The sequence below is a fragment of the Simkania negevensis Z genome (genome assembly GCF_000237205.1).
Taxonomy (GTDB): Bacteria; Chlamydiota; Chlamydiia; order Chlamydiales; family Simkaniaceae; genus Simkania; species Simkania negevensis.
On the sequence record NC_015713.1, the window covers coordinates 103,250 to 118,415 of the forward strand.

Genomic DNA, 15,166 nt, shown 5'->3' on the forward strand with positions numbered 1-15,166 from the left:
AAATAAAGTTTTAAATCTAAAGTTGTCTTCCTTATAATTGATCCAAATTATTACAAGGAAGGTTTTTATGGTTTCTGCTGACAAACTATTCACTTTTGGACAAAATGCAGTTCTTTCGACTTTTCTTTATGCGTCTTTAAAAGAGCTCGCACCAACTGTCACAACGCGTGCTTTGCAGTGGACTGCAGGGGGAGTCGTTGCCTCGACTCTATTCCAAGCCTATTATCCAGATTATCACGTGCAAATGCGTCAAACCTGCGGTGATAATTTCACAATGGCTGTTTCTTGGCTTTACCCTGGAGTCATTTTACTCGCGGGATATATTGGAGGCTTACCTCGTGAGATCAATTTATTTGCTAGCTCAATGTTTTTCATGTGTCAGCATATCTTATCTAACGTCACTTTTGATATGGCAAATAATCGGCTTGATTCAGCTTCCAAACTTTTATGCACCGATGCAGAAAAGGCAGTTAAAGCTGGCCTTTTACAAGATGCTGGGAAAAAGCTTGAGGAAGTCGAAATTCTTTTGCAGCAAAGAACTGATAGCGGGAGAAGAACTTATAGAGACTGGGAATCCGATTCATGTAAACATGAATTATCACAGGCATTTTTAAAACTTTCGACCCCCAAAGTCGCAGATGCTGAAAAATGGGCTCTTGCTATTCACGGTGGCACCAAAAAACTAATGGCATTAGAGCATGTCATCTATCATTTGCTAAAGACAAATGGAGAGGAAACAAAAGTTCTCGAGCTCCTTGAAAAATGTAAAGCTCTTGTTCAATCGACTTCGGCTGAGCTCATCGTTTTGCAGTTTGAAATCGCGGTTCAATATAAAAAGTCAGAACTTTTGGATGAAGTGAAAGAGTTTGTTGCCAATATGGTAGGAAATGAGAGAGATAGTTCAAGATTACTTGCTTTGATCAACAAAGCAATTGAAAAAGAGAGCCCTGAAATTGCCAAGCTAGCTCTTAAAAAAGCAAAAGAGCTTGCCGACCATTTAGAAATCAATGATCTAGACTTTTGGGGTTGGCATAGTCTTCGCCAACCAAACGGGATATTCAGTAGCCAACTCCCAATAAATAAGCAAACTTATGGTAGTGAGATTCTTTACCATTTAGTCGTTGATGCAGTGAAGTTAGAAGAATGGTCGGAAGCAAAAGAACTTTTGAAGCATGACAAACTCACCTATCAACACCGTGTTGCAGCCCAGCTTGAATTGGCTCATGCCTTAGGCAAAGACGGTCAGAAAAGTGAAATGCAACAGCAGTTAAAACAAACTGCCGACTTTATTTTAGCTTATGAATTTCCAAAAGACATGGAAGAACGTGCAGTCAATGAAACGCATTTTCGTCAAAAATGGCTTACAGCACTTCTTAGTATTCAACTTGAGTTTGACTTGGATGGAGCTTTTGAAACCATTGAAAAACTCCCTCAAGGTCATGAAGAGAAATTCTTATCTCTTGCTAATGCGTCGCTTGATAGAAAAAAAGATTTAGCAAAAAAAGCTCTTGCAAAAGTAACCCCTTTATTTGGAAAGCTTTCTTCTGGAGAGCAAGAAGATTACGCAAAGATTCAAGCTATTCTCGATCCAGAAATTCTTTTCGCTTCCTGTGGAGACCCTTCAAAACTCTCAGCTGTTGTTAAAGATGAATCGTCTCGCACTAGAGTCCTTCTCACCCTTACAGAAGCAAGGTTGAAGTGGCAAGAGTATGATCAAGCAGATGCACTATTTAAGCTCATCACTCAAGATGCTTCTTGGGTGAGAAGAAAAGTTGAGCAACTTCGAGCTTGGCCACGAGTTCCCGCACGACGATTTGGATTTATTTAATTCATTTTGTTCGGGTAGTCGATAGTGATAAGCAAGGGCTTTTGGCTCTTGCTATCGTAAATCATATGTGAGCGAAGCGCTGGACTCATTGGATCGAGAGTTCCTTCTTTTTGAATCATTTTTTGTAAGCTGTTATTGCGCTCTTTCTGATCGGCGATCTTTTTTACGAGTGTTTGATGTTTTTCTAAAAGAATCATCGTTTCTGCGTCTGTCTCATCAATGGGATCTAGAAGATCTGCCAGGGTAGAATGCAGAGGAGCTAGGTGAAGGAGCTCCTCTGTGAGAATATTTCGTTTCTTCTCGAGTGTGTTAAACTGCTTTACAAGGGGTTTTAAGTCTATGTCTAGTTGCATACGCATCTCAAGTTCCCCAATTAACATGAGATACTCTTGTTGACTCATTTGACTCAAGATTTCATGGCACAAGTTGATCTCTTGTTTGAGAAGCGCTTGCAGCTCATCATACTTTCTTGAATCTTGTCGTTTTTTCTGCGTAGACATACAATTCTCCCTGGCACCCTTCGTTCTCTCCCCCGGCCGTCCACTTCACTCAATGCAACTTCTGTGCCAAAAGAGATAAAGAGTTAATGATGAGGAAACTTCATGAACGAGCAGCCTATTAATTGGGACAGTTTAAGAAGGTGGTTTTTTTTAAACCGCCGCCAACTTCCTTGGCGGGAAAATTCTTCCCCCTATGCTGTTTGGGTTTCAGAGGTGATGCTGCAGCAAACACAAGTGGCTGTGGTGATTCCTTACTTTGAAAGGTGGATGCGTCTTTTTCCTACAGTTGAAGCATTAGCTCTAGCAGAGAGAGAAGATGTGATCAAGGCTTGGGAAGGGTTGGGATATTACTCGCGGGCACGAAATTTACATGACGGGGCCCGTTATCTCCTTGAAAATCATGGTGGAGAGCTTCCAGAAACAGCTCTGCTTCTCTCAAAAGTTAAGGGAGTTGGTCCTTATACAGTTGGGGCGATTCGAAGCTTTGCTTTTAAGCAGAAGGCTGCTGCAGTTGATGGGAATGTGCTCCGCGTGATGGCGCGCTATTTTGGAATTGAAGATGCTGTTGATCAAGGAAAAACGCGGAAAGAGATTGAAGAGCGAGTAGAGTCATTATTGCCTGAGCGGGAGCCTTGGGTTGTGATGGAAGCGCTCATTGAACTAGGCGCCCTTGTTTGCCAAAAAAAAGCTGACTGTCAGAGCTGCCCGTTAAAAACGAGATGCTTAGCTTTTCAACAAAACAAAGTAGCTGAATTGCCTAGAAAAGGGAAAAAAATTCCTACCACATTATTGCATCGACTTGTTGCGATCATCCAAAGTAAGCAAGGGGTCTTGTTGAAGCAAGGGGAGCGAGGTAAAGTGATGGCAGATTTGTGGGAATTTCCCTATTTTGAACATTTTGAGCCTGTGACAGATATTCAAACATGGCAGGAGACAGTTGAAAGCCATTTTTCCCTTTCTCTCTCCTACAAAGCACCTTTACCCGAAGTTTCTCACGGCTTTACAAGATACAGAGCCTTACTTTATCCCCATATTTGGCAGACTGAAGGTGTAACAACTGTTGATGGATACGAATGGGTTGAGCTCAGAGACCTTAAGAAGATTCCTTTTTCTTCCGGTCACCGTCGTCTATTGACTTTCCTTCTCTAATTGATTATTGCTCTATTCAATAAGCTAATAACTTAAGCTCTATGTTTCTTTTAGCCATTCTCAGGGATTTTTCTCTTTCTTCTCAGACTTTTTGTCTCGAAAAGGACCATTTGGCCCTTCCCTTCGCCAAAAATGCTGATAATTTAAAAGAATTGTCTCTTGAAAATAAACAAAATCCAGAGTTCAAAGTATTAAGGCGGTTTGATGGCTCATTTTGATTTACATATTCGGAATATGAATTGCTCTTCTTGCATTGCGAAAATTGAAGGGCGTGTGACGAAGATTGAAGGAACAATCAGTTGCTCTGTTAATTTTGCAACAGGACAAGCCCGAGTCGAATATGAAGAAGGAAACGACATCAAACAAACGGTTGCCGATGCCATTACTGAATTGGGGTATCCAGCAACAGTCATTGAAGAAGGGCAGGTTTACGACGAAGAAAAGGATCGCTCTTTTTTTTGGCTCAAAGTTCGCACCATTTTTGCTATTGTTTTAACCCTTCCTCTCACCGTTCCAATGTTGGGGGAATTTTTTGGAATCGACGTTTTGTTTCCCCATTGGATTCAGCTCATTTTGGCAACAATCGTTCAGTTTGGCGCAGGCTACTCTTTTTACATTGGATCTTGGAAGGCGATTAAAAATAAGGCGGCCAACATGGATGTTCTTGTTGCACTGGGGACAACAGCCGCCTTTTTGTTTAGTGCAGTTGTCGTCCTTTTTCATGTTCAGGGTTACCTCTACTTTGAAACGAGTACGGTATTAATTTCACTGATATTACTCGGACGAGTTATTGAACAGCACTCTAAACACAACGCTCAAGGGGGAATGAAAGCGTTGCTCAAAATGCAGGCCAAATCGGCCCGCATTAAAAAGGGAACTGAGGTTGTTGAAGTTCCAATTGATGCAGTGCACAAAGGAGATATTGTAGTTGTCAAGCCAGGAGAACGGATTCCAGTCGATGGAGAAGTTGTTGACGGAGAGTCTCATGTCGATGAATCGATGCTAACAGGAGAAAGCATGCCTGTGCGAAAAGACAAAGGGGAAAACGCTTATGCCGGAACAATCAATGGGGAAGGCATGATCGAAGTCCAATCCTCTCGTTTGGGAAAAGAAACCAGTTTGGGCAACATCATTCGTCTTGTGGAAGAAGCTCAACGTTCAAAAGCCCCTATCCAAAAATTGGCCGATCGGATTTCAGGGGTGTTTGTGCCGATTGTTTTAGGGATTGCGATTCTCACTTTTTTCTTGTGGGGGTTTGTTGCAGGTGACTGGCAAGAGGGACTGATCAGCGGCATTGCTGTTCTCGTTATTGCATGCCCTTGCGCCCTTGGCTTGGCCACTCCGACTGTGATTATGGTCGCATGTGGTCGGGGTGCACGTGAAGGCATCTTAATCAAAGATGCTGTCGGCTTGGAAAAGGCTGGAAAACTTGATGCCATTATCGTCGATAAGACAGGAACAGTGACTGAGGGAAAACTTTCTGTCGATGAAATCACGTCTGAAGATGACAACCTTTTGCGAAAAGCAGTTAGCTTGACAACCCACTCTGATCACCCCATTTCAAAAGCCATTACAAATCATGCCAAAGATCAGGGGGTGCAAATTCAAAGATGCGAAGCTTTCCATTCTCATACTGGGCAAGGACTCAGCGGCAGTTTTCAGGGAAAGGCTTACTTACTTGGCTCGGTTCGCTTTATGAAGCAGCAAAACATCGATCTTGGCCCATTCAATGATAAGTTGCAGACCGATGTCCGTGTGATTGCAGCCATTGCGGAAGAAGGAAAGTGCATTGGATTCATCGCACTTGCCGATAAACTGAAAGAGGGAAGCCAAGAAGCGGTTGCAAAACTTCATCAGATGAAGAAAGAAGTCTATTTACTCAGCGGAGATCGGAAAGCTGTGGTGGAATCTGTTGGAAAGATGCTGAATGTCGATGGCTTGTTTGCAGAAGTCTTACCCGAAGAGAAGGCCTCATATGTCAAGAGACTTCAAGATGAAAAGAAGGTCACGGGAATGGTCGGTGATGGGGTGAATGATGCTCCTGCCCTTGCTGTTGCCGATGTAGGCTTTGCGATTGCTGATGGTACAGATGTTGCGATGGAAAGTGCCTCTATTGGACTCATGCACAGTAGCCTCTTGAATCTTCTGACAGCGCTATCTCTTTCAAAGGTGACCTTTTTGAAAATTCGGCAAAATCTCTTCTTTGCCTTTGTCTACAACTGTGTGGGCATTCCTTTAGCAGCCTTTGGGCTGCTCAATCCTATGATTGCCGGTGCCGCCATGGCAATGAGCTCGATCTCAGTGGTTCTTAACTCTCTTACACTTCAGCGTAAAAAGCTTTTTTAAGTCATTGAAAACAAGCTATTAAAAAATATTATTAATTAATTAAAAAATTTGTTACAATAAACATTGAGAAGGTGGAAAGATTTGTTATTTCAGTAAATTTCCACTCATTTTCTATTTATTATTTTTCTAATCATTTAACAGTAAGTGTTTTAGGAAAAATATCTGTTCTAGGGGCAAACAGTTTTTTCGGTAAGTATCAGATTATTAAAGATATGGGATTAGGAAGGGAAAAAGCATGGTTGCTGGTCAAATCAGACAAAATGACGTCTCAGGTAGTCTTATCATTCGACGTCTATCTGACCAAAGCATTCAATCACAGAAAGATAAGCCGGAACTTAAGCCAGAAAATTTGAGCGGAATTATTCTTGCAGAAGAAGGCTCATTTTCTGAGAAAAGTCAGAAAATGCTTGGAAAAGCCCGTGAAGCAGCTCCTCAAAGATTCGAAGCCCTAGATAAGTTAAAAGAAAAGCATTCAGAAAAAATTACTCAGCTGAAAGAACACGGTTGGCACGGGATGAAAGGTCAAGCAAACATGACCGAAGTCGGAGAAGATGGAACGTCCTATGACCAATTTCGCCTTGATGTTGTAAACGGAGTTCAAAAGCTGAGCCTCGGAATCATGGAAGAATGTGGCTTTAAAAATCCCGGAAAGTACAGCGCAACAGGAACACCTGGTTGGAACTCTGATATTGATACGGTCTATTTTGCACCTGAGGGAATGTCCGAAGAAATGCAAATTGTTCAAAAAACTCTCTTCGATATGATCTTTTTAGAAACCTTTGGTGGTCTTCCAGGAAACTTATTTGATACAGAAAGTTATCTTAGTCATGCGGGAATGGGACTTCAAACAGAGAAATCTCTCGAAACTCCTGAGGGACATGCTGCATTTACTCGCTTAGAAATGACAGGAGCTGCATTGCAAATGGTGCGTCAATGTGGTGGACCAGAATCTGAAGCCTGGCAAGCATTTAAAGCAAGCCATTTTGAACATGCGGGTGATGATGTTGAACTTAAAAATGCACTTGGAGAAATTTTTAGTGATGTAGAGCAATTTGAAAGTCATCTTAACGAGCAAGTCGAAAGACAAGTCTTAAGAGAAAACGGATTCCTTAAAGAAAGCGAGTCTCTTTCTCGGTCGGAAATAAGCGAAAAATGCGCAGAAATTGTTACTGAAAAGCCTCTAGCTCTTAAGCTAGCTACAATGAGTTATAAAGCGGAGGGGCTTGTAAGAGTTTCACAAGAAATCGATGAGCTTCAATCTAGTCAAGGGGGACTCACTCCGCAAGCGAGAGATGTACAAAAACTAAAAATTGCTTCCCTTTCCATGCTCAGAACAACTTTTTTTGATGAAGGTTACTACGCACAAGGAACTTTTTCCAAAACCTGTTCAAATGTCACCGGCCAGATGCATCAACGCAAAATTGAAGATTTCCGCGAAACCCTTGCAACAGCGAGTAGAAGCAATGCCGACATCAACCTTCTTATTGCACAAGGACGAGGGTTTGATTTTCATATTGATCAGACGCCCAAGACTTCAAGCAGTCAACATGCTTCATCTGTTTTTGAGAATCACGCTTTCTATCGAGGCCACTTTGAACATAAAGTGGGTGACTCACATGATGATCTCGATAAACACTTGAAAGCTGTGGTAGCCACATCCAAGTACAGTGAACGAGTTGTCGATGCTGCACATGCACTCATAAGCAGTGTTCCTGAAGGAAGTCCTATCGTGGAGAGAGCGAAGACTCAGCTAGAAAAAACGCAAAAAATCTTAGATAAAACGCGGGAACTTGAAAAAGTAAAAAGGGCAAAACAACTCAATTCTTCAACTTCAAAAGCTCTTATTGGGGCACAGCTGTCTCCTATTGATCGGGAAAGATTTGAAAAAGATTTTTCAAATTTTGAGAAACGGATTGAAGATCTGCGTTTTGAAGAGTCATTAACGCCAGAAGATCACTATCTACTTTTACTTGATAACCTTGCACATGCGGGCTATTCACAGTTTGAAATTGCCGAAGAAAATGATTATCGAGGGCTTCCTGTCACGAGTAACCCCTATTTTTCAGATGTTTTAAAGGCTAGATGTGGTTGTCAACCTGATAAAAAGGTTAATGAAAGAGCCGCTGTGGAAGAGGGAGAAAGACTCTCGGCAATCTTAAGTCAGAGTCATTCTTTGACAGTCTCAGAGCTAGAATTGAATTCTGTAAAGAAAGTGAAGAAGTTCAATCGTGACATCGAAGGCATTGCCACGCTTGCTGTACATCTCTCTTTGAGTGCGGGCCAAATGCCTAAGCCTGAGGCTAAAGGTAATTTTCGAGAGGCTGTCACTTTGGCTGATAAGTGGAAAAAACATGAAAGGCTTTCTCAATCTATTTAATGCTAGTTGTTTAATGAAAAGGTGCTGAAAAAAGAGGTTTTCGATAGAATAAGGGTTTTTTGAAGTTACCTAGGTAAAACATGGAAACACTTGAGCCCTCTATCCCTCTCAGAATGCGCATTGCCCCCTATAAGAATAGCATCTTTGTCGGGGTCTTAGCTCTTCTTCTCGTGATGGTTTTTGTGATCAAGCTTGGGAATAAAACGCACAAGAATGAAGCCGACTTTGTTTCTGCGACAAATGCCTTTGTGAAATGGGAGCAAGTTCTCGATACGAACAATGATGAGCTGAGAAACCTTGCCACTATAATGAAAAAACACCCCGAACTTAATGCCGAATACGAAGCGAAGCTTGCTCAAGATTTTATTGCTATGCAGGAAAGTAACAAGGCCCGCGAATTTGGAAGTAGTGTCATTCAGCGTACCAATCAACCCTACTACAGTGATTATGCTAAAGCTTCTCTTCTTGTCAGCGAAGGAAAATTTCTAGAAGCTCTTGAACAGGCGCTCTACTTGAAGAAGCAAATGCTTGAAGATGAAGCATTTTGGACGAAAAGCCAAGGCGTAAAGAATTATGGCTCTGGACTTTTTGCCTTTAACTTGATGCGGATTGCAACGCTTTATCAAGAATTAGGCATGAAAGACCGTGAGCTTGAAGCTTGGAGTGAGCTCAAAGCGTTTGCAGGTTGGAACGGAGCGCAAAAAGACGTGCGCATCAAACAGGAAGGATTTCAGTCGCTCCTGAATCATTTTACGGTCCAGGACATGACGCTCCTGGATTACATTTCTGCAAGAGAGGCGGAACTCACTCGTTAAAGTTTATTGAGGCCCGCCACCTTCTCCATCATCATGCTTTTTTGGCACAGCAGCTGAAGCGCGATTCATTCCAGCTCCTCCCATCAATCCCATGAAGAAAAAGACGAGGGGTGGAAGGAAAAATGCAATCACAGCGCCTACGATTGCCAAAATGAGGCGAGTGATTTTTTCTTGCTTATATACGAATTGAAAAGCTGCTTTAGCTGCTTTTTCTACCTTTCCAGGTAGCCATACACCTAAAATTCCTCCAATACCAGCAAGGAAAATACTCCATGTTGCTCCGAAGAAGAGAAAAGTTAAAAGAGTCGCAAGGAGAAAATAAAGGATAAAAAAGATCTCAAAACGATACTTTTTCCCAAAATTTTCCAGTTCTTGGACACTCATTCCTTCTTTAAATTTCTTGTCCATTATTTTGACCTTCTCAATTTTACTAACAACCTGAACTCTGAGTTTCTTTCACTCATTCTCAAAGAGATTTCTCATTCTTCCCAGCCTTTTAGTCTCAACAAGGGTTATTTGCCCCTTCTCTTTGCTAAAAATGCTGAGAATTTATGAGAACTCTCTCTCCTAAATAATAAGCAAAATAAACCGAGAACTCAGGTTAACTGTATCATATGTTGACACAGAGTCACGCGAGAGATGAGCATCCATCTCCCCCTATATCCTTAGATTAAATCTAATAATAATTTTTTTGCAATCGGATCGATAATCGTTTTCTTTGAAGTTTTTCGGTAAAATCAATAAAATAAACGTGATAATCAAGTGATTTTTTTTTGAGACGATATTTGATTGCGAAAGAACTGACATTTGTTCACATCCATAAGATTCTTAAACTGTTAAATAGTGGTGTGCTTCTTCTTTTTCTTGGAGCGCTCGTTTGGCTTGGCCTGTTGCTTTTTCAATCAAATGAAGAAAATGGTTCTTTTTCTGAAAAAATTCCCAAAACCAAGACACTAGATAAAACCTCAGTCACTTATGAAAAAATTGGCGAGGGAGCCCTAAAGATTTCTTCTGAATTGAAGAGTTTTCCTCTTCCCGATTTGAAACGAGAAATGCGCTTTTTGGGAAAAAATACCAGACCCGATGCTACGATTTACGATTTACTCATCCATGTTGGTCTTAAGGGGAGTGGACAATCCCTCAAAGTGGTTTCGGGACAGAAACTCTATTTAACTTACGTTGAGGGAGAAAAGCCCTATCTTCAGTTCTCAAGTGAGCCTACCCCTCTTTGGATCATGCCCCACCTTTCTGAATCAGGCGAAACCCTTGTAGAACTTGGAGTTCGTCTTTTAACTGAAGGGAATGAAAAACTTGTCGAAGAAAAAAAGACTTTTGAGATCGAAGATCTTTTACAAAAAGAAGATCCATCAAAAAAAGATCCTCTCTTTCAGCAAGCTGTAGGATTGTTGCAAAAGGGGCATTGGTGGGAACCCGATCGCCTGTTCGAACTTTACGGAGGCTTTGAGTATCAAGCTTTAAAAAACCATGAAAGGATCGAGTTTTCATATGAGGAAAAGCCGAATGTTGTCCATTTCAGGCAAGGTGATACCCTTGTTTGGAAAGATGGCAAATGGAGTCGCGTCTTTGTTGGAAAAGAGACCCGAAAAGCTCCCATTGCACAGGCAAAAATGGTCACTCCTCAAAAGATCGAATGGGAACTTTGGAGTAGTGACGGTCTTGAAAAGGCAAGCGTCACTCATGAAAAAGAACGAGCTCAGGCTCTCAACTTCCGGATCGAAGAAGTTTTTTCACGTGTACGACAACGAACTGCCTCTCGCATTTCCTGTCGGATAGGAAATAAAGCAACGATTTTAAAAGCAGGCGATTGGATTCTCCACACCCCTTCAGGGTGGCGGGTTCTCAAGAGTTTGCGAGAAGTCGAAGAGGTATTGACTTTTCAAACCAGAGGCGAACTCTTTGTGTTTGACGGAATTGAGAAAAAAGAAGGGAAGGCTGTTTTTTCTGGAGCTCTGTTTGACCCGATGCGCACTCAGGTGCAAAATGTAAAGATTCCAATTGCCATGCAAAATAAGCAAGAACATTCCCCTCACAAAAAAAAGGTGATTTCGACTAAAATCCGTTCTTCTTCCGAGGAGGTTTCGCAAGAAGAGCCTTCACTGACTAATGAGATGAGAAGACGGCCACGAAAAAAACCGGTAAGCTCACCAGAAGGATTCTGATAAGGTGTGGATTAGAAAAAAGGTTTCAATCTCTATTTTTGCTCTATTGCTTTGTGGAAGCGGGCTCCTTCCTGCTCAAACAATCGAAGAAAAGCAGGAAGCCTTTCGCCTTCAAAAAGATCAAAAAGAATTGCGTAGTTTTCTCGATGAAGTGAACAAGCAGCTGCATAAATTGCGCGCTGAACTTGAAGTGAAGTACGAGCTTGTCGCCGACTATTGCAAAGAAGGGGCCAAAGAAGAAGATTTCCAAGAGCTTCTTCGAGAAGTCAATGAAATCCGCACCGAAATCGTGGATCTAGAAAAAGAGTGGCGGGGGCTCGCAGTTGAAGAAACTAAAAAAGATGATGAAGGCTATGCCCTTTGGGATCAAGAAGAAACAACCTTGTCTCAACTTATCATGGAATATGGCTCTACCGATTATCTCTACATCGTCCCTCCAGAAGTTCTCTCGATGAAAATTCACATGCATTCAAGCATTCCCATTCCCCGTGAATCCTGGAATGAACTCTTAGAGATCGTCCTTGCTCACAATGGGATTGGAGTGAAGCAGCTCAACCCCTACACCCGTCAGCTTTACATCTTGAAACAAGACCTCATTGCAGTCGACAACATCATCAATTCTCCCCGCGATCTCATGCGAGTGCCTGCTAAGAGTCGTGTGGTGTACGTTTTCAACCCTCCTCCTGAAAGAATTAAAGGAGTGAGCCATTTTTTTGAAAGATTCCGCGATCCTAAAATGACCTTTGTCTACCAGGTGGGGTATAAAATTGCGATTATCTCTTCAAAAGAAGAGGTCGAAAAACTGCTCGCCCTTTACGACGCGGTTTGGGAAAAAGAAAACGAAAAAGTGACCCGCATCATCCCAATGGGGCGCATCTCCCCTGATGAAATGGAAAAAATCTTAAAGGCCTATTTTGGAGATTCTGTCCAAAAGCCTCGGATGGGATTGACGAAAGGCGAAGGAGACGATTTGATCATTCTTCCCCTTAAGGGTGAAGGGTCTCTAGTTCTCATTGGTCCTAAAGATATGGTCGATCGAGCTGAAAAACTGATCGATGATGCTCAAGCGCAAATTGAAGATCCTATGGAAATGACCGTTTTTTCCTATACCTGCCGTCATAGCGATCCACTAGAAGTTTCAGATGTTTTGGAAAAAGTTTACGCTTCACTCATCTACTCGGGAATCCGAGGAGAGGATCCGAGGCCCCCAAGTCAACCCTTACCACCCCCAAGACAACATGATGACCCCCGCGAACCTGCTGTTCCTTCTCAATATGGTCCTCCTCCTTACTCTCCAGTGATTTCTCCCCTTCCTGCTATAGCCGGAAACATTCAGTCTCAGCAGGAAAAGTCTTTTACAACTAACTTCATTCCCTTCCCAAAGACAGGGACCATCATGATGGTTGTCAGGCGGGATACCCTTCCAAAGATTAAGGACCTCTTGCGCAAGCTCGACGTTCCGAAGAAGATGGTCCAAATTGAAGTCCTCCTCTTTGAAAAAAGGATTCGCAACGAAAACAATTTTGGCCTCAATATTTTTCGATTGGGATCTGCAGCCACCGATCGTCATGAAACCGGTTTTCGCTACCAAACAAGTAAAGCCTCCGCCCCAATTCCAGACGATTCCCCTCCATTACGCCGTGGCGTTGTTGACTTTTTTCTTTTCCGCAAAAAGCCGAACAGTTTTTGGCCTGCTTTTGACATTGCCTACAATTTCTTGATGTCGCAAGAAGATGTGCGCATCAATGCTGCTCCCTCTGTCACGACATTGAACCAAACGCCTGCACAAATTTCACTTGTTGATGAAGTCTCAATTGCAAATGGTGCTTCTCCGATTGATAGCAACGGAGGAACCATTTTCAAGGAATCATTTTCTCGCGCTGAGTACGGAACCACACTTGTGATCACTCCAACAGTTCACGAACCTGAATTTCCAGACGAAGACATCCACTATGTTACACTTGAAACGAACATCGAATTTGACACTATCAAGAAGACTTCTCCCGATCCCAATCGCCCTGATGTATTTAAAAGACACATCGAAAACCATGTTCGTGTTGCCGATGGGGAAACGGTCATTTTGGGTGGACTCCGTCAAAAGACTGCTGAAGATTCAAGTAGTCGTTTGCCCTTTTTAGGAGAAATTCCAGGTCTTGGGAAATTTTTCGGAGATTCCCGTTTAACAGATGAAAAAACCGAAATGTTTGTCTTCATCACCCCAAAAATTGTGTTTGATGGAAAAGGGGAACTTGAAAAAGTGAGACATGCGCAACTTGTCAAACGTCCGGGAGATCTTCCCGAATTTTTAGAGCGCGTGGAAGAGGCAAAACAAAAACAGAAGAAGCGGCTCTTTGACAACAGTTTAAGACTCCTCTTCGGAAAAGTACAATGATAGACCAAGAAAAAGAAGACTTTCTCTTAGCAAAACGATTTGGACTTGAACCTGTTTATGATCTGTCAAATTATCCTTTCATCAAAGAGAAAGTCCGCCGCTTACCTTACAGTTTTGTGAAGCAAAGACTCGCCCTTCCCTTAAAAGAACATGAGGGAAAGCTTCTCGTCGCTATCTCCCACCCTTACGACTTAGAAGTGCTCGAAGAGATCCGTTGCATGACTGGAATGGATGTCCAAGAAGTTTTTTGTCCCGAGCCTCAGCTTAAACAGGCGATTGAAAAGTGTTACCACCAAGGTGAAAAAGAAGCTTCGCTTTACATTGAAGGGCTCAAGAAAGAAGGGAATGGTCATAAAGAAGAAATAGGAGAAGAAGAGTACGACCTTCTCAGTGCTCAAGACAATTCTCCCGTTGTCCGGTTGCTCAATATGATCATTGCAGAAGCCATCCAACAAGGGGCCTCAGATATCCACTTTGAACCTCTTGAAAACGAAATGGATATTCGCTATCGGATCGACGGGGTTCTTCAATTTCGCCATTCGCCACCACCCGAAATGCAAAAGCAACTTGTCACACGTGTCAAGGTCATGGCCAAACTCGACATTGCCGAACACCGCTTGCCTCAAGACGGTCGGATCAAACTCAATATGGGGGGGCGGCAAATTGATTTTCGTGTCAGCACCGTTCCTGTCGTTTATGGCGAACGGATTGTGATGCGTATTTTAGACAATAGCAACATTGTCCTCGGACTCGATAAAATCGGCATGGCCGAATTGACGCTGACCAATTTACGCAAATACCTTCATCAGAACCAAGGGATCATCCTCGTCACCGGACCCACAGGAAGTGGGAAGACCACAACGCTTTATAGCGCCATTTCAGAGATTCATTCAGAAGAAGTGAATGTGATGACAATCGAAGATCCGGTTGAATACAAACTTGCAGGGATTGCCCAAATCGGAGTGAATCCCAAGATTAAACTCTCATTTGCAACAGGGTTGCGACACATTCTCAGACAAGATCCTGATATCATCATGATTGGGGAGATTCGTGATAAAGAAACTGCCGAAATTGCCATTCAATCCTCTCTTACAGGCCACCTTGTTCTCAGCACTCTCCACACAAACGACGCCCCTTCCGCCCTGACCCGGCTCGTCGATATGGGCATCGAATCTTACCTCCTTTCTTCATCCATTTTAGCAATTCTTGCCCAACGCCTTGTTCGCCGCATTTGCGAAGACTGCAAAGTGGGGTATAAGCCCTCAGACACCGAACTTTCCGAGCTTGGACTCAAACGAAAATCCTTAGAATCAGACATGCTTTACAAAGGAGAAGGATGTGGCAGCTGCTTTGGATCAGGCTATCGTGGTCGCTCGGGGATTTACGAGCTCATGCCTGTCAATCACGGCATCAAAATGCAACTGCTTCGCTCTGCTGATGCAACGCAGCTCCAAAAAGCTGCTGTCGAATCGGGAATGAAAACATTGCGCGAAGAAGGAGCGGTTTTGGCAAATCAAGGAGTGACCACCACCTCAGAAGTCCTCCGCGTCACCCGTCAAATTGAACTTTACTCATAGGC

The 15,166-nt window shown here is 42.7% G+C and carries 10 protein-coding genes; 8 read left to right on the forward strand and 2 right to left on the reverse strand.

Annotated elements, in window-relative coordinates; all coding sequences use genetic code 11:
- The first annotated feature begins 67 nt into the window (after positions 1-67).
- The gene (locus SNE_RS01085; RefSeq protein ID WP_013942435.1) at positions 68-1,828 is read left to right on the forward strand and encodes a hypothetical protein; all 1,761 of its coding nucleotides are present in this window, start codon (positions 68-70) and stop codon (positions 1,826-1,828) included.
- Here SNE_RS01085 and SNE_RS01090 read toward each other — a convergent pair.
- Positions 1,825-2,328, reverse strand: coding sequence for a hypothetical protein (locus tag SNE_RS01090; RefSeq protein ID WP_013942436.1), 504 nt, complete (start codon positions 2,326-2,328; stop codon positions 1,825-1,827). The genes SNE_RS01085 and SNE_RS01090 overlap by 4 nt on opposite strands.
- A gap of 102 nt (positions 2,329-2,430) precedes the next feature.
- Here SNE_RS01090 and mutY point away from each other — a divergent pair, with 102 nt between their 5' ends.
- The 4 genes from mutY (at position 2,431) to SNE_RS01110 (ending at position 9,015) form a co-directional block, all read left to right on the forward strand.
- Entirely contained in the window at positions 2,431-3,477 is a 1,047-nt protein-coding gene (gene mutY / locus SNE_RS01095) for an A/G-specific adenine glycosylase (protein WP_013942437.1), read from the forward strand.
- A gap of 204 nt (positions 3,478-3,681) precedes the next feature.
- Positions 3,682-5,823, forward strand: a complete 2,142-nt coding sequence (locus SNE_RS01100; protein WP_013942439.1) for a heavy metal translocating P-type ATPase — start codon at positions 3,682-3,684, stop codon at positions 5,821-5,823.
- Positions 5,824-6,058: 235 nt separating this feature from the next.
- Positions 6,059-8,200, forward strand: a complete 2,142-nt coding sequence (locus SNE_RS01105) for a hypothetical protein (RefSeq protein WP_013942440.1) — start codon at positions 6,059-6,061, stop codon at positions 8,198-8,200.
- Between the two features lie 80 nt (positions 8,201-8,280).
- Complete coding sequence (locus tag SNE_RS01110; protein WP_013942441.1) at positions 8,281-9,015, forward strand: hypothetical protein; 735 nt, start codon at positions 8,281-8,283, stop codon at positions 9,013-9,015.
- Between the two features lie 3 nt (positions 9,016-9,018).
- Here SNE_RS01110 and SNE_RS13015 read toward each other — a convergent pair whose 3' ends face one another.
- Entirely contained in the window at positions 9,019-9,423 is a 405-nt protein-coding gene (locus SNE_RS13015; RefSeq protein WP_013942442.1) for a hypothetical protein, read from the reverse strand.
- A 365-nt stretch (positions 9,424-9,788) separates the two neighbouring features.
- On the opposite strand from SNE_RS13015, the gene SNE_RS01120 reads away from it, so the two are divergent.
- From SNE_RS01120 to gspE, 3 genes are read left to right on the forward strand one after another with little or no spacing between them, the layout of a single operon-like run.
- Positions 9,789-11,195 carry a hypothetical protein gene (locus tag SNE_RS01120; RefSeq protein WP_148258918.1) on the forward strand — a complete coding sequence of 469 codons (1,407 nt, stop codon included), beginning with the start codon at positions 9,789-9,791 and terminating at the stop codon, positions 11,193-11,195.
- A 4-nt stretch (positions 11,196-11,199) separates the two neighbouring features.
- Positions 11,200-13,587, forward strand: a complete 2,388-nt coding sequence (locus SNE_RS01125) for a hypothetical protein (RefSeq protein WP_013942444.1) — start codon at positions 11,200-11,202, stop codon at positions 13,585-13,587.
- Positions 13,584-15,164 (forward strand): type II secretion system ATPase GspE, encoded by a 1,581-nt coding sequence (gene gspE / locus SNE_RS01130; RefSeq protein ID WP_013942445.1) that lies wholly within the window; start codon positions 13,584-13,586, stop codon positions 15,162-15,164. Before SNE_RS01125 ends, gspE begins: the two co-directional genes overlap by 4 nt.
- The last annotated feature ends 2 nt before the right edge of the window (positions 15,165-15,166 follow it).

Excerpts from the sequence above, each read along its gene's own strand:
- SNE_RS01085 (WP_013942435.1), top strand. The coding sequence starts at position 68 with ATGGTTTCTGCTGACAAACTATTCACTTTTGGACAAAATGCAGTTCTT.
- SNE_RS01090 (WP_013942436.1), bottom strand. The coding sequence starts at position 2,328 with ATGTCTACGCAGAAAAAACGACAAGATTCAAGAAAGTATGATGAGCTG.
- mutY (WP_013942437.1), top strand. The coding sequence starts at position 2,431 with ATGAACGAGCAGCCTATTAATTGGGACAGTTTAAGAAGGTGGTTTTTT.
- SNE_RS01100 (WP_013942439.1), top strand. The coding sequence starts at position 3,682 with ATGGCTCATTTTGATTTACATATTCGGAATATGAATTGCTCTTCTTGC.
- SNE_RS01105 (WP_013942440.1), top strand. The coding sequence starts at position 6,059 with ATGGTTGCTGGTCAAATCAGACAAAATGACGTCTCAGGTAGTCTTATC.
- SNE_RS01110 (WP_013942441.1), top strand. The coding sequence starts at position 8,281 with ATGGAAACACTTGAGCCCTCTATCCCTCTCAGAATGCGCATTGCCCCC.
- SNE_RS13015 (WP_013942442.1), bottom strand. The coding sequence starts at position 9,423 with ATGGACAAGAAATTTAAAGAAGGAATGAGTGTCCAAGAACTGGAAAAT.
- gspE (WP_013942445.1), top strand. The coding sequence starts at position 13,584 with ATGATAGACCAAGAAAAAGAAGACTTTCTCTTAGCAAAACGATTTGGA.